Source organism: Lacticaseibacillus manihotivorans DSM 13343 = JCM 12514 (assembly GCF_001435035.1).
Taxonomy (GTDB): domain Bacteria; phylum Bacillota; class Bacilli; order Lactobacillales; family Lactobacillaceae; genus Lacticaseibacillus; species Lacticaseibacillus manihotivorans.
In genome coordinates this window covers 1-18,891 of the sequence record NZ_AZEU01000131.1, presented here as the reverse complement: position 1 = coordinate 18,891, position 18,891 = coordinate 1, and the positions used below count along the sequence as shown (strand labels likewise).

The window sequence follows — 18,891 nt, the reverse complement described above, 5'->3', positions numbered from 1 at the left end:
GAAAACGTTATCTCGGCGATTAATGTTCGGGTTACAGTTTGTGGCCATAATGCAGCCAGCCGGATTCCCGCTCACCTACTTGATCATACAAGTGTTGGGCGTTGATATTCGTCGTGCGCGTCATCCAGGTCACTTGATTGGCGCCATGTTGTTTGGCCCACTCAAAAGTCGCTGTCATCAACTGCCTAGCGATCCCAAGTCGGCGGGCATTGGGATCCACATACAAATCATTTAAGTCCACCACTGGCGTCAAGGCCCGTTTATCAAAGCGATAATATAAAAAGGCAAAACCGGCTAATTCACCATCGCGGTCAGCCACCAATAACCCGCCGAAATGGTTGTCAGGTTGGATCAAGGTGGTGAGGCGTTGAATTAATTTTTCATGATCTGGGACATGTGGGACAGGGCTGGATGCATAATAGCCATCGACCAAAGGCAAGATGGCTTGAATGTCGGCGATCGTGGCTTCTCGAATCGAAATCGTCATCAGAGATCCTCCATTAGTTTTCGCCAGCGTACCACAGGTTTAGACTTTTTGCCACTTCGAGGCTTGCGTGCTATACTAACAAAAAACAGGAGGTGTCAACATGGCACTGCATATCAACGCCCAAAATGATCTCAATGAAATGTTTGACAAGTTTGCCACCATGCCCAAAGAGCGTGACAAACAAGTCAACATTCCCATGACTGACGACCCGAAGAAAAAGGCCGATCAAGCCGCTGCCAAAGGCGACACAGAACCTAAAACCACGAAATAAATCACTTTTCGACCGATTTGCTCAGCGCAAGTCGGTTTTTTTGTAAACAAAAACCTTGAATGGTTAGTCCATCCGAGGTCATCAATTGATTTTAGTTGCGTTGCGGATACATCTTGGCCAAGGTTTCCAAGTTGGTTTTGGCGACGTCATCAAGGTCGATGTTCGCCCACAAAGCGATTTGGGAGAGATACCAAAGCACGTCACCCATTTTCTTTTCTAAAGCGTCGTGATCAAGATCAGCGCCTTGGAAGGTATACTTTTTGATTTGGCTGACCACTAAGCCAGAATCTGAGGCCAAGCCTAACGCCAAGTTCGTCAATACATGTTCGTTGCCAGCAAGCGTTTTGTTGGCTTCTTTTTGATAGTCATTTAATTCCACTAGTCTGCCTCCTCAATGCCTGCAGTTTGTTCCAACCATTTCCACACTTGCGGTTTGCCTTCGCCAGTTTCAGCAGAGAACAAAATCAAGTCGTCAGTTTGGTTCAAATCAAGGGTCTGCTTAATGGTGCGGATCACTTGATTGCGCTTGGCGCGACTGGTTTTGTCGACTTTGGTGCCGACGACTAAAGTTTTAATGTGGAAGTATTTCAAATATTGATACATCGACACGTCGTCTTCGCTTGGCTCATGACGCGCATCGACTAACAACACGGCACCATGCAACTGCTTGCGCGTGGTGAGGTATTCTTCGATCATTGCGGCAAATTTTGCGCGATCGGCTTTAGAGACTTTGGCAAAGCCGTAGCCTGGCACATCGACAAAATACAACATGTCTTCAAGAATATAAAAATTAAGCGTTTGGGTCTTCCCAGGCACACTGGACGTGCGGGCCATCGCTTTGCGGTCAATCAAGCGATTGATCAAGCTGGACTTGCCGACGTTACTGCGGCCGACAAAGGCGATTTCTGGAAAGCCGGTATCTGGGTATTGCTTGGCACTGACCGCTGAAATGGTCAGGTCAACGTTGTGGATCTTCATATTATCGGATCCCTCCTTATCTAACTCAAATAGTGTATCACGAAAACACCGAGCACCCTATTACAAAACCACAACGATTTGCAAAAGTGGCCAAAGCATGTTACCTTGTCTAGACACGAAGGAGGCTATCATGACAGAATTGACCCCTTGGCTGTTTTTAATGGCCAGCTTACTCACAGTGGTGCAACTCGGCTTCACGATCATTGGGGTGTGGTTACCGCGAAAAATCTGGTTAACCGCCAGTTATTTCGTGTGCCAAACCTTGTTGACGTTCGTGCAAGCTTTGTTTGTTGGCGGCACCGGTATTTTACGCGATTGGAATGTGATGACTGCTTATGATAATTGGTTTTTCGTGACGGCGACATTTTCTGGTTTCTTGTGGCTGACAGGCATGTTGATGCTCAGCCGCCGCACCCCACAAAAATAGAGCTGAGGAATCACCTCAACTCTTATTTGTTAGGCTATGAAGCTTCGCGAGAATCCTTCACGACTAATTCTGGTTTGCCTTTGCCTTCAACGGCAGCCTTGGTCACAATGGCCTTGGTCACTTCTGGACGGCTTGGCAGATCAAACATCAAGTCTTGCATCACGGCTTCGATGATCGAACGCAACCCACGCGCACCAGTATCGCGAACGATGGCTTTATGTGCGATCGCATGCAAGGCTGGGTTGGTGAATTCAAGTTCGGTGTGATCCAAGCTCAACAGCTTTTGATATTGCTTGACTAAAGCGTTCTTTGGTTCGGTCAAAATGTGAACCAAGTCGTCTTCGGTCAGCTTCTCAAGTGCGGCGATGATCGGGATACGGCCGATGAATTCTGGAATGATCCCAAACTTCATCAAATCTTCAGGCACGATTTGTTGCATCACGGACTTGTCTGGGTCATAACCGGCTTCTGGTGCTGATGCGCCAAAACCAATGGTCTTATCGCCCATCCGGTTTTTCACGATGGTTTCAATGCCATCAAAAGCCCCGCCGACAATGAACAAAATGTTCGTGGTGTCGATTTGGATGAATTCTTGTTGAGGATGCTTACGTCCGCCCTGCGGTGGGACATTGGCGATGGTGCCTTCCAAGATTTTAAGCAAAGCTTGTTGGACGCCTTCACCAGAAACATCACGGGTGATGGACACATTTTCAGATTTCTTGGCGATCTTATCGATTTCATCGATATAGATGATCCCTTTTTGCGCGCGTTCCACATCATAATCGGCTGCTTGCAACAGCTTCAATAAAATGTTTTCCACGTCTTCGCCGACATACCCAGCTTCAGTGAGCGTGGTGGCATCAGCGATGGCAAATGGCACATTCAAAATGCGAGCCAAAGATTGCGCCAGGAACGTTTTCCCGGAACCAGTGGGGCCGACTAAGGCGATGTTGGACTTTTGCAGTTCGGTATCGTCTTTGTCAGCGACTTCCATTTGGTTGACGCGCTTATAGTGGTTATAAACCGCCACGGCTAAGGCACGCTTAGCGGCATCTTGGCCGATCACATAGTCATTTAAGATGTTTAAGATCTCAATTGGCTTAGGTACTTCTAACAGGTTCTGGTAGGCATCTTCTTTGAACTCTTCATCGATGATTTGTTTACATAACTCAATGCATTCGTTACAAATATATACGCCAGGGCCAGCAACGATCTTCTTCACTTGATCTTGGGATTTCCCACAAAAGCTGCAGGTTACCGGACCCGTGGTTTCAACGTTGTCAAACATAGTAGTATTCAACCCCTTCTTGATAAGTCAATCATACCAAAACAGACACCGCCTGCATAGTGATTGGACTGGTCTAGCCTAACATAGTGACAAAAACCTTGCAATCAGAATCGACTTTCTTTTTGCAAGTTATTTTCAGCCATACATTGCGGGGCTTGTCCGTTAGTTCAAAACGTTGATCTGTTGGGCTTGTGCCACTGGGTACTCGTGAGCATCTTTGGCATTCAATAAATCCTCGCTCAGCGTAATCTCATAAATGGTTTGGTCTTGGTAAGGTTGGAAATAATAATGGCCAGTATTTAAACTCATATAACCGCGGTATTGCGTATAGTCACTGCCACCATTGGCCATCAATTTCTCGCCTTTGGGAATATTGACCGAACTGGTGAGATGGCTCAAGGTGTTGATCACGTTGGCTTCACCACTGACTTGCTCGGCATTTTGTCTGAGGTAGGCCATGCGAACAAAACGCGATGGTGAGGTATAATCGCCTGGCAACCCCATGGCCCCAGTGCCTGCGCCAAAACCGGTGGCTTTGACATCCCCATATTGCGTTGAGGCTTCGATTGTTGGCCGCAAATGTGGGTATTGATTCAAGTTGAGTAAATGCCAAGGAAATTGTGGTGAGTTCGTCATTACGCCAGCCGGGTCATCGAAATATTCCAAACCGTTACCAGTTTGCTCCAACACGATCATGGCCCCAGTTTTGTCGGCAACGACCCAGTGCAATGGGACGACGATTTTCATAAAGGGATTCGGGACCGCAACCACGTTTAATTGCGCGACTGCGGCTTTAACTTCAGCGACACTCGCGTAATGGCCTAACAAATAAGGCACCACTTCTGGACTGCCTAAGTTGACATGGTCTGCGAGGGGTTTTTCAGAGTAATTAGATTCTTCGAGATACAACGTCGCAGCGCCAAGGCCGGCTTCATTGACGCCGTCGACCACAAAATAGCCGCCGAGGTCACGCCCAGCACCACCAAACCCATATTGGCCGGCGAAGCCTTCAGCAGTCACTGTGGAATTAAAGTGATAATTTCTTGGGATCACAACGGGTCGACCACTAAGTTCAGCTTCAAAGTCCATCGTCCGGGATAAGTACCAGTTCTTGTCTGCATCTTCATATGTAAAACTTGTGCACATTGCCAACACTCCTGTCTAGTCTTTTAAGTATAGCGCTAAAGTGTTGACGGATGTAAGCAAAAAGTCGCAAACATTTTCGCCTGCGACTAGATGATGTTTACTTTTGATTGTGGATGGTGATTGTGGGTAATTTCCGCGTTTTCTCAAATGCGGATGGTACAACCAATTCTAATTCATCCAGCGTCTTATCTTTGAATGGTGTTTCGCTCAAGTCAACTCGCGCCATAAAATGATGCGAACTTTCGACCCAATAGAGAATGGGGGCAATTCGATTCTTGCCGATCCCTTTAGTATCATATTCATCGACGATTGCATGCTCTCGCTTAGTATCTGCCAATTGTAGATACATCAGATATGGTAAATCATCGTTTTGTAAAACCCGGTCTGAAGACGTGGTGCCACTCAAAGTAAAATTGAATTCCAATTGGTTATCGTGTAGGCTTGCAGGTTGAAATTGATACATTGCGGCACGATTCGGGACCTTCAACTGATTAGGCAATTCTGATAGCGCATAAATTTCAGGCTTTGACCAATCCGCAACTTCAGCATTGAAGGTGAGGCTTGAAATTTTCTTAGGTAAAGCGACTGTCTGAAACTCGTAGATACCTGATTGTTTTGTTGATTTATGCTTGCCAAGCGCACCTAAACCATAATCTTTCTGACTGCCATTGATATGGATATTTGAAATACCAAAGAGATAGTCTCTTTCGTTAACCGGTTTGGTCACTCTTAACCGCAACGACCCGATCCCGCCATCAAAATTTTCTGCCGACAAGACTTTGATGCGATAGCCCGAAACTGATGTTTGACCTTTAAATGCCACTTTCACCGGCTTGCCGGCTTTCAACTCCAGATTGAAGCGGAGGTTAATCTTCTTGCCGAACATTTTAGTAAAGACCAAAGGCACTTGAATTTTTCTTCCCGAGGCCAAATGATCCACGTTCCCAACCAATTCGAATGTATAGGCGTGATCTTTTTGTAAGTTCCAACTGGCCTTGTTCATATGAAGATGATTGCTCTTGCTTGCAAGGTGATAAACAATGTTGCGTCCTGAGGTGGTCGCATGATCATCAATTCCTGAAACGACCCCACGAACACCGATCGTCCTTCCTTGCACATAGGCACTCTTTAATTTGATGGTTACCCCATTATCCGATTGCGTCCGATTCACACCTTGAAGCTTCCCAGCGTTCGCAACAATCGTCAATTCAGCTGATTGAAATAACTTACCGATCACTGGAACTTTTGCCAGGACTTCTTGCACCGGCGGTAACGTTGCGGCACTTACGCCAAAAATGATCATCGCAACTGCAATCGCGCTGACGATCCACGGCCACTTGCGGCGTTTGGGATGCATCGCGCTTAGAATCGTTTGTTTAGTTTGATCGGGATGAACCGGCTGGGCTTTTTGTAAGTCATTGACCCAACGTTGAAATTTGTCAGTTGGCAAAATAATCATCTCCTAACCAGTCGCGGAGCTGCTGTTTCCCACGGAGTAACTGAGACTTGATCGTGTTCGGCGACAATTTCGTAATTTGCGCAATTTCTAAAATCGACAGGCCATTGAAGTAATGCATCAGTAAGGCTTGACGGTTGGCATCATTAAGTTGTCGCAAACCCGCTAGCAAATCCAGCCGCTGTTCGCTTGATAGTTCATTGCCAGCAACCGGCACTACAGGAAGTTCTTCTATCAAAATGGGATCATGGCGGCGCTTACTGTAGCGTCGGTAACACTGCCGGATCAAAATCTTAGTCAACCAGGTTTTGAAAAACTGGGGCTTTTGCAGTTTTTTGATGCCACGTATCGCTTGCAAAACCGTGTCACTGATTGCATCTTGCACATCGGTATCATTGCTTAAGTACAAGTAGGCTGTCCGCTCAAGATAATCGGCGTTCTCCAATAATAAGTGCTCCAGCGCCGGCAAGTCCCCATGCATCGCCAAAATAATGTCATCCACCAACCCCACCTCCTATACTCATTAGTGCACCCTGCATGACAAAAGGTTGCTTGAATTCAAAAAAATACCGCGAAAATTTCTCGCGGTAAATTCTGACTATTCTGGAATATCTTTTGACGGTAAGGCTTCGATCACAAAGCAAGTGATCCCAACTGCTGCTGAGATAAACAAAGCCGTGTTGGATTCGTCACCAAACACGATGGACGCAAAGGCTTCAATGACCAACAAGATCACATACACCCACCAAGGCACGCCCGCATCGCGGAAACGCCGAATCGTTAAGCTCAACCCCGGTAAAAGCACTGCCAAGGCAAACAATAAAAATACGCCGACTACAATCAATAGTGGAATGACACTTTTACCCGTGAATTGGCTGAGATCATCAAGCTTCGACCAGTTCACAACGCTACCCACGGTCACGATGATAAACCCGATCATCGCAATCAGTGAAATGATTGCATACCACAGGGTCCACCACCAGTACTCCCGGCGCGTCGAACGCCCGGTAAAGTTCACATAGTTGCCGAAAAATGCGCCAATGGCACCAAACCCCTTGGCGCCATAATACTTGTTGCCTGTAGCTGCTGCCACACTTTCTGTTGCTTTTGCCATTTTCATCACTCCTCATGCGTATTATCGCATGAATATTAACAGCGTCAACTAACAGTTTTGTTATAGTAAGCGGATGCAAGCCACGCCTAAGATCATCACAAGCAAGCCGATGAGTTGCAGTGCGGTGACTGGATTACGTTTGGCACCTAGCCAGCCGAATTGATCAATGGCCAAACTGCCAGCCATTAAGCCCAACAGTACGATAACGACTGCTAATCCTGTGCCGATCGTTGGGGCTAGATAGGCATTGCCGAGGACAAAGCAGGCGCCGATCAAGCCGCCGATCCACATCCACCAACGATGTTCATTGCGCGTTTCGTTGAACGTGATATGGGGATGCAAAATTAACACAATAACGAACAACGCCACAGTCCCAATGGCAAAACTGATGAATGCTGATTGTTGCGCCGAACCTAACACGACCCCTAAGTGCCCATTGACCGCAGTTTGACTCGCAGACAACATACCGGCAATAATGCCCCAACCACGCCACAACCATAAAGCAGGATTGGGTTTAGTCACCGGCACACCGACGTCCTTGCGACGAGCGAAGTATCCAGGTAAAGCCACGGTGATCAACACCCCCGCAATCACCAGCAACGCTCCGATCACGCGCATGGTGGTCAACGGATTGCGCGCGGTATCAAACCACCCACCGTTATCGATCAACAAGCCCATTAAGATCTGTCCAAGTACTGGAAAGATCACAGTTTGCACGGCACCTAGTTGGGGAAACAGCAAAATATTTGACGTTAAGTAAATCACGCCAAATATTCCACCTAACCACAACCACCAAGGCAAGCTGCTGATGGTGGCCAACGTTGGGATAAGCCGTTCACCTTGGACCAACACCACTCCCGCCAATCCCACGGTACCAATGGCAAAACTGATCAAGCTCGACCAAAATGGGGAGCCAAAAGCATCTTTCAAGCGTGAATTGATACTGGTTTGAATCGGCAAGCCAAAGCCGATCGCTAAGCCAATCAGGATCGATACCATATTACTCTCCTAATTTATCCAATTGGGCGATGTCTGAAGCTGAAAGCGTGATGTTTTCTGCAGCTAAGTTTTGGCGCGCATGGTCAGCGTTCTTCGTGCCTGGGATCGGTAAGATCACTGGACTCTTTTGCAATAACCAAGCCAAGGCAATTTGTGCCGGACTGGCATCATGCGCTTCTGCAATCGTCGACAACACGTCGCCTTTCAACAAACGTCCAGTCGCCAGCGGGAACCATGGGATGAAGGCCAAATGACTGTCAGTGGCATATTGCAACACGTCTTCATCAGCCCGATCGATCAAGTTGTAGCGGTTTTGAACGGAAACAATCGGGGCAATTTTTTGCGCGGCTTTGATTTGGTCAACGGAAACTTGTGACAAGCCGATTTGCTTGATCTTGCCTTCTTTTTGCATGTCGGCCAAGACGCCAATTTGGTCTTCAAGCGGATAATTGGCATCGATGCGGTGCAGTTGCAACAAGTCAATATGATCCAAGCCTAAGGTAAACAAGTTCATCTCGACTTCTTGGCGCAAAAATTGTGGTGCGCCTAATGGAATCCATTGATCTGGTCCTTGGCGCGTAAACCCAACCTTCGTCGCCACGGTAACATTAGCATTAGGCCGTTGACGCAAGGCATCCCGCAAATACAAATTGGCATAAAATGGCCCATAAGAATCAGCGGTATCAATGAAGTTCACGCCGGCATCGATGGCCGCAACGATCACGTCACTGGCGGCTTTCGGATCTGCAGCTGGTCCCCACACGCCTTTACCTGGCAGTTGCATGGTGCCATAGCCTAAACGCTTGACTGTTGGGCCATCTGTAAATGTAAATGTGTTTGACATAGAATTGCTTCCTTTCCTATATTACATAATAATAGTAAGCCCCTAAACCGTTACTGATGTCAAGTTTTTGGACCTGCTCAATTCCACAAAAAAATACCCAACCAGTATTTCGGCTAGGTATCCGTTTCATTAATCGACTTGTTGTTCGAAGTTCACCACAGCGCCGCGCAAGTTGGCTTCGCCGAGATATTCGCAAGGCAAAATTTCTGGCGTAATATCGCCAATGCCAACGCGCGCCTTGACGGCATCCACAGCAGCACGCACGCCATCTAAGAACTTGGCATTTTCACTGATGGCCCCACCGATCAGGATGCGCTCAGGGTCAAAGGCATATTGTAAGTTGAAAATCGCTTTGCCTAACACGGCTTCAGCGTCAGCGACTAAGCGCATCGCTTGCGGATCGCGAGCTTCGGCGCGTTCAAACAAGGTTTTGCCATCGATATGATCTCCTGTGGCAGTATTGTAACGGTTGGCTAAGTTAACTGGGGACACGATTTCACTCAAGGTGCCTTCTGGCCGCATCAACATGTAGCCAAATTCACCACCGTACAAGTGTGCGCCATGCCAAATGCGATCATTGACGACCACCGCACCACCGACACCAGTCCCGATCACTAAGAACAACAAGCTGTGATGACCCACGCCAGCACCAGCCGCTAATTCTGCCAATGCCGCACAGTTGGCATCATTTTCCAACGTGACTGGCAAACCGAACAAATCAACTAAGCGCGGTTGGATCTCAAAGTTGTGAATATATGGGATCGCGCTGGCGCCTTCGATCACGCCAGTGGCTTGGTTGACAGAACCAGGCGACGAAATCGCGACCCCTTCCACTTCTGCATCCCCGCGCACGGCATCCGCGCCGTCTTTTAACACTGCATAGAAATCATCAATATTATCTGGCGTTGGCCGACTTTGCACTGGGCCTAAGGTGTCGCCATCCCATAAAGAGAACTTAATACTGGTACCGCCGATATCGATCGCAATTAACTTTGTCATGTAAGGACCTGCTATATAAAACGTGGAAGAATGTCTAATGACACTAGCAAGGATTTATATATTTCCTTTCTTAGTTGTCCATTCTAGTTTCATTTGGTCCCGTTAGCATCAGTGTTCCTACCGCGATATAAATCTTGGCAACATTGACTGACTCTTGAACCTTTCAGGGTTTAGCCTACCCCTTAGCGTATTGAATTAAATTCTGTACCGCATTGGCATCGCGTTCTAAGCGCGCGCCGCATGCGTAACAGTGATACTCGTGATGTTTCGTATGATGCAAAGCATTGCCAGCTAACGTCAACTTTTCCGCGCCAACTTTAACCTCACCACATTGACTACAACGCTGCGTGCTTGGATAGTACCGGTCAACCATAACCAATTCGCGGCCATACCATTCAGCCTTGTACTGCAACAATTGCTTGAAGCGACCAAACTGGGAACGATGAAGGTTCTTCGCTAAGTGTTTGTTCATCTTCATGTGTTGCACATCTAGGTCTTCAATGGCAATCGTACCGTTATCTTGGATCAGCTGCGTCGTAAACTTTTGCATCAGGTCATTTTGAATCCGAGTGACTTTTTGATAACTGCGCTGCAACTTGGTTATCATTGCGCGATAGTTATTTGATTGAAAGCGTTTAGGATTCTCATTTCGTTTGCGAGCGAGGCGCCGTTGATACAAAGTGATGCGAGTATAAAGATCAGTGAGCTGGTCCGTCAGTACGCGAATCGTTTTAGTCTGCTTGTCGTCGTTATAAACGAATCTACCAATATTGGCATCAATACCGCAAATGCGCTTATTGATGGGCAATGATTGAGATTCGTCGACTTCGATGCTAAGACTGGCGTAGTAGCTATCCGCATCGCAATTTACCGTCACTTGGCGGAGCAGACCATGCCATCTCGGGGCTTCCGCTAAACGAACCGGATACCAGTCGCCTTGATATCCTTGTGGTTTATCCAGACAAAGTTTTTCGTCAACAATCTTCGCACGGTCGGTTTTAAAGACTGGACGACTTTTCTTGCGGGATTTGAACTTTGGTCGTTCATGGTTTGGCATTTTTGGGTTGAAGAAGTTTTTCCAAGCTTGACCTAAGTCATGAACCGCTAGCTGAAGTATCCGAGCCGACTGGGCATATTGCCAGTCGGCCTTGTTGTCGACAAGGTCATCACGCACCTTACGTTCGTTGGGGCGCATCGACTTATCTTGCAACACCAATGATGCGTCATACATGCTATTCCAAGTTTCAAGGGCTTGATTATAGCAATAACGTCTACAATGACAAGCGTTATCGATAAATTTCTGCATCGTCTTGTTAGGATAACAGCGCACCTTGTGAGTCTTGAGCATTGAGCTTCACCTCCTTGAATGCATTGTATACAAGAGAAATGAAGTCATCCTGTCAAGACGAGATGAAAGTCGTCATTATCTGCTCATGGGTAACCAATATTGATTTCACGAGTATCCCATGTTGTGGTGAGTCGTCTGCTTGCCTTCCACTGATTGCCACAAGCAATAGATTCGCCACAAGTTGCTACATTATTCAATATTTTGAATTACCGATACACACCTCCCGATTTTTGTATCCGCATTCATTTTACCACAAAAGGCATATTCTTTATAAAATTAGCCCAGCCTTTCACGCAAAAAAGTTGCAGCACCGGCCACAACTTTTCCACTAAAAATCATTCACATCGATCACCGTATAGGATCGCTGATCAAACACATTGCGACTGGTGGAGTATTCCACATTCTCGCCATTGGTCAACCACACCACTTGTTCGACTTCCAGCATCGGCGTGTGCTCACCGGCGCCTAAGTACTGTTGATCGAGTTCTGTGGGCTCGCTGGCGTGGATCTTGCGATACGCCCCGCCGAACACCAACTTCAAATCATTATGAATGTATTGGTAAATCGACTGGGTGAGGATCTTTTTGGTCAAGTCCGGCACCAAGCGCACAGGCATATAGGTGTGCTCTAAGATAAACGGCTTGTCATTGAGCTTGCGCAACCGCAAAATGTCATAAATTGGCTCGCTGGTTTTACAATCCAGCTTTTCAGCGATTTCAGGCGTAGGAAATGCCAGTTCAAACAACAGGGGCACACTTTCGACATGATCAGCGCCTTGTTGTGCTGACAACCCATCAAAGGCGTTGGCTGGTGAATCATAGGCATCCCCTAACGGAATCTTGCCGAGCACAAAGGTCCCTAAGCCGGATTTTTTGTAAATCAAGCCTTCACGCGCTAAGCCGTCTAAAGCCTTTTTCACCGTGATCATTGACACGTCGAATTCTTCGGCGAATTGTTTTTGATCTGGGATCATGGTTTTCGGCGGATAAACGCCTGACAAAATGCGCTCACGAATTTGATTGGCGATCACTTGATATTTTTTCATGCTATACCTACATTCTTAATCATTTCACATAGGTTAATTGTAGCATGACATATCACTTGCGGCGAAAGATTATGCGTTTAGTTGCTTCACGACGTCGGCTGGCAGCGTCAGCGTCATCACGAAATCATCACCCAGCGCCAAACTTTTAGGAAAACGCACCATATTACCGATCAAATACCCGCGCGCCGTTTGCTTGTCATCAGCGGTGACTGCTAAGCGACCATCGGCTTCAAACGCACAAGCGAAATGGTGCCCATCTGCCTCGTATTCAACCATGGTTCAGCCTTCCTTCAATAGTTGTTCCGCAGCGGCCAGGACTTTGTCGCCTGCCATCATGCCATAATCTTGCATATTGATGACTGCCATCGGGATCTTCGCGGCATCAGTTTTGGCTTTGACGTCACCTTTCATATAAGCGACCTGGGGGCCGAGCATTAACACATCTGGATGCGTGTTTTCTAATTGATTATCAATATCTGACACGCTGGTCGCGAAAATGTTGTAATCACGTCCCAGTTTTTTCGCTGCGGCTTGCATTTTGGTCACGAGCAAACTGGTGGACATCCCTGCAGAACAAGCCAACATAATAATTTTATCAGCCATTATTTAGCCTCCTCAGCCATTTTTTCAGCTTCTTGTTTGACTAAGATCTGGTCATACTTCTTGGCAAATGGGAAATAGATCAGAATCGAGATCACCAAGGTGCATGCTTGCCAAATCGCCATTTTCCAACCGCCGATGAAGAATCCGGAAATGATCGCCGGTGTCGTCCAAGGCGCGGCGACCCCATTAAGCGGTGGCACGATGCCAAAGTAGATCACCAAGTAAGTCGTCAAAGCGATCACCACAGGCGTCAAGAAGAATGGAATGGCCAAGAATGGATTCATGACTAAAGGCAAGCCGAACAAGAATGGTTCATTGATGTTGAAAATCGCTGGCACCAGTTCGATTTTCCCTAACGTCTTCATTTGTGTGGACTTGGCGGCAAACAACGTGAAAATCACTAAGCCGATGGTGATCCCGGACCCGGTCAAGTTGATGAAGTTGTTGTAAAACTCGTTGGTGACGATATGCGCACCGTTAGCTAAGCTCAATTTGCCGGCATGGTACAACGCCGCGTTGGCCGCGGTGTTTGGCATTAAGAACACACCAGCGATGGTGCCGACGATCAAGCCGCCATGCACCCCGAAGAACCAGAAGAACGACACCGCAAAGCCGATGATGATCGCACCGAACAGTGAATCAGACAGCCCTTGCATTGGCATTTCCAAAAGCGTGTAGACGTATTGCAACAGATCGGTATTCATAAAGGTCTTAAACCCGGCGTAAACCAACATCGCCACGCCTAGGATCACGCCAGCTGGGATCATCGCCGTAAACTGCTTAGCCACAGAGCTTGGCACTTGTTCAGGTAACGTGATCTTCCAGCCTTTTTTCAACATGCCAGAGTAGGCCCAACCAGTTAACAAGCCAACGATGATCGCACCGACCATGCCTTGGCCGCCTAACCAAGTGACATTGAAGACCCCGGTGACGGGATTATTGACCAAAGTTTGCAAAGCATGCGGCAACTTGTCGATGTTGGCAGTCACAGCCTTGGCCGAAAGATTGCCAGTGCCGTTAGCCATGGCCGTTTTCAATGGATTGTCAGTTTGCATTAATTGGATCAGCAAGAATGCAGACAAGCTGGTCAACCCGGCAGGCAAAGGTTCATAGCCTTCATTGCGCACATAGACATACGCCATGCCAACGACCGCCCACAAGGACAACACGCCAAACGTTGCGGTATAAGCTTGGCTGAAGAATGCGGCCCAGCCAGAATCATTCAGCGCTTGGGCCACGGCTGGAATTGGAATGTTGGATAAAATCAGAAAAATCGAGCCAACAATGATAAATGGCAAGGAATAGATCATCCCGTCTTGCAACGCTTTGACGGCTTTGGTGTTCACGAATTTCATCACCGGTGGCATGATTTTGGCGTTGACCCAGCTGCCAAATTTCGAATTATTTTCCATTATAATTTCTCCCCATTAGAACCAAAGACTTGTTGAAACCAGTAAAAACTCTTTTTCGGCACACGGCGCAAATCCCGGAGATCATGATTGCCGCGGTTGACGTACACCGCGCCGTAACGCTTTTCCATATCGGCGTGAGAGCTTGGGATGTCGATCAAGCCCCAGCCCAGATAGCCGAGCACTTCGGCGCCATCTTCAAACATCGCCGCTTGCATCGCTTGAATGTGGGCGCGGTGGTAATCGATGCGTGCCGTGTCGTCGATTGGGTGTTTGCCGTCCCAAGTTTCATGAATGCCGATGCCATTTTCGACTGGGAACACTGGCACTTGGTATTGGTCATATAACTTGGTGATCACATTGCGCAAACCCAGCGGATCGATGGCCCAACCCCATTCGGTTTGGGGCACAAATGAATTTTCTTCAAAACTATGCGCCAAATACCGATTGACGGGTGTGCCGTCTGGGATCTTAGTCGCATCCACCACCGCGGAACGATAATACGAAAAGGCGATGAAATCAGCATGTTGTTGCGCTAATACTTTGGCATCGTCCGGTTGCCAGTCGAATTGCAAGCCAGCGCGTTTGATATAGCGCCATACTTCTGGTGAATAATGGCCATTGACATAAGCCGAATTTAAATTGTTATTGAGAAATTCATCCAGTTGCCGCGCTGCAAAAATCGTTTTCGGATCCGCATCTTGCGGATAAATCGGCGTATAAGCTAACATGCCACCGATTTTGACATCAGGATACGTTTGATGGACAAACGCATCAAGTCGCGCATGTGCCAACATGGTGTGATGAAAGATCTGATACATTTCCGGTAAGGTCTTCTCACCTTTGAGATAGCCGGAAATGTTGAACACTTCATCGGTGAAGTACAAGTTGTGTTCATTGAACACCAACCAGTATTTCACCCGATCGTGAAAGTGCGCGATCATGGCTTGCCCGAAGCGAACGAAAGCATCCACCGTGTGCCGCGACATAAAACCGTTATATTTTTTTGCTAAAGCCAACGGCATATCGAAATGATACAAGCAAACCATTGGCGTGATCCCACGCGCGATGCACGCGTCGATCAACCGATCATAAAAAGCGATCCCGGCTTGATTGAATTCACCATCCCCATCAGGCACCACCCGCGACCATGAGATCTGCAAGCGATACATGTTCATGTGCATCGCCTGCATTAAATCAAGGTCTTCTTCATAGCGATGATAATCATCGATCGCCACTTGCCAATCGCTGGTATTGGGTCCTGCGGGGCGTACATCATAAACGGATCGGCCTTTTCCGTCTAGTTGTGCGGCCCCTTCTGTTTGCATACTCGAACTTGAATTTCCCCAGAAAAATGTGTCAGGCATTCTGTCTGTCATTGACACCCTCCATGATTCAATTTGTTAGAAAACGTTTCCTACGTGAATAAGCATAGCTTGTTCGTTTTAACTATGCAAGTGTTTTCTTTTAAAGAATATGCTTTTTAAAATTAACCCTATGAATTATTAAGAGTCAGTAAACCGCCGAGCACGCAAAAAAGCCTTGATCAGGATTTTTCCCAATCAAGGCTTGCCAATAATGATTCCGAAACAAAACAAAGACCGGTAACTCCCGTGGAATAATTCCACGCGCATCCCCGGTCCTAAGTGCCCTCCGCAAAGGGTCACCGCTATCGTCTTAACAGAACAACATATGATCAGCATCAAGACAACTCCACATATCAAAATTGTTTCAACGTCAAACAAAAAACACCCGCCAGCTTCTCAGCCAGTGAGTGTCCCATTTAAACGAATTAAGCTTCGTTAGCGGATTCAGTGATCACGCGGATCGCTTTCTTCACGCCAATATCATGCTTCAACATGTCATCGGAAAGCGCACGACGAACGGCGTCTTCTTCCATGTTGTATTCGCCGGCAAGGTCTTTAACTTCTGCAGAGATTTCATCTTCAGAAGGCACGATCTTTTCAGCAGCAACGACAGCTTCAAGCACCAAGTTAGTCTTAACGCGAGTTTCAGCGTCAGCGGCGAATTGCTTCTTCAAGTCTTCTTCTTTAGTGCCAGTCAATTGATAGTACATGTCTGGGTTGATGCCTTGGCGTTGCATGTTGCCAAGGAATTGATCCATTTGGTTGGACACTTCGGAATCGATCATAGCTTGTGGAATCTCAGTGATTTCAGCGTTTTCAACTGCTTTGCCAATGGCTTGTTCTTCCTTGGCGTTGTCAGCAGCTTCAGCCTTCTTAGCCACGAGTTCGTCTTTGATCTTGGACTTCAATTCGTCTAAGGTGTCAACGTCTTCGTCTAAGTCCTTGGCAAAATCATCATCTAAGTCAGGCAATTGCTTGGTCTTAACTTCGTGGATGGTGGTTGCAAATTCTGCATCCTTACCTTTGAGGTCTTCTGCTTGATAATCTTCTGGGAAGGTTACTTTAACAGTGACATCTTCGCCAGCTTTGTGGCCAACCAGTTGGTCTTCAAAGCCAGGGATGAAGGAGTTTGAGCCGAGTTCCAAAGAGTAGTTCTTGGCAGTGCCGCCATCAAAAGCCACACCATCAACAGTACCAGCGTAATCGATGGTTACCGTGTCGCCTTTTTCAGCCGCAGCGTCTTCTTTGAGGACTAATTCAGCTTGGCCTTCGCGACGTTTTTGTAATTCTTCTTCAACGTCTGCTTCGGATACTTCGCGGTCTTGCTTGTCCACGTCTAAGCCTTTGTAATCGCCAAGCTTAACTTCTGGCTTAACGGTAACAGTTGCTTTGATGACCCAAGCTTCGCCTTCGTCCATTTTGTCGACGTCGATTTTTGGTTGGTCCACTGGTTCGATGGCAGCTTCGTCAACGGCAGCTTCGTAAGCGTCTGGCAAAAGAATGTTCAATGCGTCTTCGTATAAAGCCGCTTCGCCGTACATACGATCAAAAACCGTACGAGACACGTGACCTTTACGGAACCCAGGAACGTTCAGGCTCTTTTTCACACGGTTGAACGCCTTGTCCAACCCTAATTTAATTTGTTCTTGTTCGATTTCAAAAGTCAATACGCCATCATTAGCGCCTTGCTTTTCCCATTTTGCAGCCATGCTGTACCTCCGACATAGTCATTTCGTATTACATACCTAACCATAATACCCAAAACAAGGCCATTTGTAAACGAAAAATGCTAATCTACCGCGGCTTCCATCAGCCAATCATGCTGGGGATCGTCGCCAACGACGAAGGCATGCTCCCCGACTTTGTGAAATCCGCGCTTCATATAGAAAGATTTGGCTGGTTCGTTGTGTTCCCACACCCCTAACGCAATGGTCGGCTTGTGAAATTTCTTCGCCATCGCCAACGCATGCGCATATAATTTGCCGCCTAAACCTTGACGTTTGTGATCAGGCAAAATGTAGATGCGTTCAAGCTCCAACGCGTTGTCAGCTTTGACATCTGCGGTGACGGCTTGATCGATATTGAGTTTGAGGTAGCCTGCAGGCGTGCCATCGACGGTGACGAACCAAAATGTCGTGCCTGGCGTATGTAATTCTTTGGTCAGTTGCTCAGGTGCATATGCAGTATCGAGAAATTCTTGCATATCTGCTGGCGCTGTATTGGCATCAAAGGTATCAGCAAAAGTAACGCGGGCGATGTGCACTAGTGTGGGGATATCTTGATCAGTGACTGGAACGATTTGAATGTTTGACATGTGAGTGACTTCCTTAATATTGACGTTTGCCACCATTTTTGACAAATTGCCAATCGTGATCAACATTGTCACACATTTGCGTGAGGAGTTGTTCTAAAGTGGCGATTTGTTCTGGTGACATGTGTTGAGTGGCCATGTTTAATGAATATTGATTTTCTCGGCGAATCGGCTCGTAAGCTTGTTTGCCTGCTTCAGTGGCATACAGCCGTTGACGTTTCGCATTTTGTGGATCGGGGTGTTTTTCCACGAAACCTTGCTTGCACAACTTTGCGACACTGCGAGCGACGGTGGCGCGATCCACTTTCAGCTGGTTGACCAATTGTTCTTGAATGATGCCTGGGGTTTCCACGATACGGACTAAGTATAAATACTGTCCTCGAGTGAGATCGACGTCGCGAAATTCAATATTTGAAATACTGTCGAGTGCGCGGGCGATCACGCCGATCGAACGTAAAGCATCCATAGGCTCACCTCCAATAAATTTGAGTATACAAGCGACATGTTGCAATTGCAACATATATTTTCAGCAAAGAAAAAGCCCTGATTGCTTAGGACTGCTTCAATGCCCGTAATTTCAAACATGCTTGAATGATCCGCCATGCAGACGTCAAAATCAACACCACAGCCAGCACTGGCATCAGTTTTTGACCATCTTGCAATGTGGTCCAAAACAACCACATACTGATGCCAATAGTCACTGCAAAACAAACAATATTAAAGATTAAATCCTTAGCAGGATCTTTTCCCCGCGTTTTACAATCAAGTTAGCCACTATCGTTAGCACTCAGACAAAATA

At 47.1% G+C, this 18,891-nt stretch carries 23 protein-coding genes; 2 read left to right on the top strand and 21 right to left on the bottom strand.

Annotation, left to right across the window (positions count from 1 at the left end):
* Positions 1–31: 31 nt before the first annotated feature.
* Positions 32–487 (bottom strand): GNAT family N-acetyltransferase, encoded by a 456-nt coding sequence (locus FD01_RS07070; RefSeq protein WP_225436150.1) that lies wholly within the window; start codon positions 485–487, stop codon positions 32–34.
* Positions 488–587: 100 nt separating this feature from the next.
* Between FD01_RS07070 and FD01_RS16375 the strand changes: the two genes are divergently transcribed.
* Positions 588–758: an SPJ_0845 family protein gene (locus FD01_RS16375; protein ID WP_164480464.1), complete on the top strand. Its 171-nt coding sequence runs from the start codon at positions 588–590 to the stop codon at positions 756–758.
* Between the two features lie 91 nt (positions 759–849).
* Here the strand turns inward: FD01_RS16375 and FD01_RS07065 are convergent, their stop codons facing one another.
* Both FD01_RS07065 and yihA read right to left on the bottom strand, forming a co-directional pair.
* Positions 850–1,137 carry a nucleoside triphosphate pyrophosphohydrolase family protein gene (locus tag FD01_RS07065; protein ID WP_054715814.1) on the bottom strand — a complete coding sequence of 96 codons (288 nt, stop codon included), beginning with the start codon at positions 1,135–1,137 and terminating at the stop codon, positions 850–852.
* Complete coding sequence (gene yihA, locus FD01_RS07060; protein ID WP_054715817.1) at positions 1,137–1,736, bottom strand: ribosome biogenesis GTP-binding protein YihA/YsxC; 600 nt, start codon at positions 1,734–1,736, stop codon at positions 1,137–1,139. The genes FD01_RS07065 and yihA overlap by 1 nt, the downstream gene beginning before the upstream one ends.
* Before the next feature lie 130 nt (positions 1,737–1,866).
* On the opposite strand from yihA, the gene FD01_RS07055 reads away from it, so the two are divergent.
* Entirely contained in the window at positions 1,867–2,163 is a 297-nt protein-coding gene (locus FD01_RS07055) for a hypothetical protein (protein ID WP_054715820.1), read from the top strand.
* Positions 2,164–2,197: 34 nt separating this feature from the next.
* On the opposite strand, the gene clpX is transcribed toward FD01_RS07055, so the two are convergent.
* The 18 genes from clpX to FD01_RS16060 form a co-directional block, all read right to left on the bottom strand.
* On the bottom strand, positions 2,198–3,451 hold the full coding sequence (gene clpX, locus FD01_RS07050) for an ATP-dependent Clp protease ATP-binding subunit ClpX (protein ID WP_054715824.1): 1,254 nt from the start codon (positions 3,449–3,451) through the stop codon (positions 2,198–2,200).
* Positions 3,452–3,613: 162 nt separating this feature from the next.
* Positions 3,614–4,597, bottom strand: a complete 984-nt coding sequence (locus tag FD01_RS07045) for a choloylglycine hydrolase family protein (protein ID WP_054715826.1) — start codon at positions 4,595–4,597, stop codon at positions 3,614–3,616.
* A 97-nt stretch (positions 4,598–4,694) separates the two neighbouring features.
* A complete protein-coding gene (locus FD01_RS07040; protein WP_268872168.1) occupies positions 4,695–5,954 on the bottom strand; it encodes a DUF4179 domain-containing protein in 1,260 nt (419 codons plus the stop codon).
* Between the two features lie 82 nt (positions 5,955–6,036).
* Positions 6,037–6,555 carry a sigma-70 family RNA polymerase sigma factor gene (locus tag FD01_RS07035; RefSeq protein ID WP_056963440.1) on the bottom strand — a complete coding sequence of 173 codons (519 nt, stop codon included), beginning with the start codon at positions 6,553–6,555 and terminating at the stop codon, positions 6,037–6,039.
* Positions 6,556–6,651: 96 nt separating this feature from the next.
* Positions 6,652–7,167 carry a DUF805 domain-containing protein gene (locus FD01_RS07030; protein ID WP_056963438.1) on the bottom strand — a complete coding sequence of 172 codons (516 nt, stop codon included), beginning with the start codon at positions 7,165–7,167 and terminating at the stop codon, positions 6,652–6,654.
* A 60-nt stretch (positions 7,168–7,227) separates the two neighbouring features.
* Positions 7,228–8,166 carry a DMT family transporter gene (locus FD01_RS07025; RefSeq protein ID WP_056963436.1) on the bottom strand — a complete coding sequence of 313 codons (939 nt, stop codon included), beginning with the start codon at positions 8,164–8,166 and terminating at the stop codon, positions 7,228–7,230.
* A 1-nt stretch (position 8,167) separates the two neighbouring features.
* Positions 8,168–9,010: an aldo/keto reductase gene (locus FD01_RS07020; protein ID WP_054715842.1), complete on the bottom strand. Its 843-nt coding sequence runs from the start codon at positions 9,008–9,010 to the stop codon at positions 8,168–8,170.
* Positions 9,011–9,139: 129 nt separating this feature from the next.
* Entirely contained in the window at positions 9,140–10,009 is an 870-nt protein-coding gene (locus FD01_RS07015) for an ROK family protein (protein ID WP_054715844.1), read from the bottom strand.
* A 175-nt stretch (positions 10,010–10,184) separates the two neighbouring features.
* Positions 10,185–11,357 (bottom strand): RNA-guided endonuclease InsQ/TnpB family protein, encoded by a 1,173-nt coding sequence (locus tag FD01_RS07010; protein WP_054715847.1) that lies wholly within the window; start codon positions 11,355–11,357, stop codon positions 10,185–10,187.
* Between the two features lie 328 nt (positions 11,358–11,685).
* A complete protein-coding gene (locus tag FD01_RS07005; protein WP_056963435.1) occupies positions 11,686–12,402 on the bottom strand; it encodes a GntR family transcriptional regulator in 717 nt (238 codons plus the stop codon).
* 69 nt (positions 12,403–12,471) lie between these two features.
* Positions 12,472–12,678 (bottom strand): hypothetical protein, encoded by a 207-nt coding sequence (locus FD01_RS07000; RefSeq protein ID WP_054715856.1) that lies wholly within the window; start codon positions 12,676–12,678, stop codon positions 12,472–12,474.
* 3 nt (positions 12,679–12,681) lie between these two features.
* Complete coding sequence (locus tag FD01_RS06995) at positions 12,682–13,005, bottom strand: PTS sugar transporter subunit IIB (RefSeq protein ID WP_056963433.1); 324 nt, start codon at positions 13,003–13,005, stop codon at positions 12,682–12,684.
* Entirely contained in the window at positions 13,005–14,417 is a 1,413-nt protein-coding gene (locus FD01_RS06990) for a PTS sugar transporter subunit IIC (protein ID WP_056963431.1), read from the bottom strand. The genes FD01_RS06995 and FD01_RS06990 overlap by 1 nt, the downstream gene beginning before the upstream one ends.
* Entirely contained in the window at positions 14,417–15,793 is a 1,377-nt protein-coding gene (locus FD01_RS06985; protein ID WP_056963429.1) for a glycoside hydrolase family 1 protein, read from the bottom strand. The genes FD01_RS06990 and FD01_RS06985 overlap by 1 nt, the downstream gene beginning before the upstream one ends.
* 413 nt (positions 15,794–16,206) lie before the next feature.
* Positions 16,207–17,490 carry a trigger factor gene (gene tig, locus FD01_RS06980; protein WP_056963427.1) on the bottom strand — a complete coding sequence of 428 codons (1,284 nt, stop codon included), beginning with the start codon at positions 17,488–17,490 and terminating at the stop codon, positions 16,207–16,209.
* An 80-nt stretch (positions 17,491–17,570) separates the two neighbouring features.
* Positions 17,571–18,095, bottom strand: coding sequence for a GNAT family N-acetyltransferase (locus FD01_RS06975; RefSeq protein ID WP_056963425.1), 525 nt, complete (start codon positions 18,093–18,095; stop codon positions 17,571–17,573).
* A 13-nt stretch (positions 18,096–18,108) separates the two neighbouring features.
* Positions 18,109–18,558: a MarR family winged helix-turn-helix transcriptional regulator gene (locus FD01_RS06970; protein WP_054715862.1), complete on the bottom strand. Its 450-nt coding sequence runs from the start codon at positions 18,556–18,558 to the stop codon at positions 18,109–18,111.
* Positions 18,559–18,643: 85 nt separating this feature from the next.
* Complete coding sequence (locus FD01_RS16060; RefSeq protein ID WP_156647283.1) at positions 18,644–18,793, bottom strand: hypothetical protein; 150 nt, start codon at positions 18,791–18,793, stop codon at positions 18,644–18,646.
* Positions 18,794–18,891 lie beyond the last annotated feature (98 nt).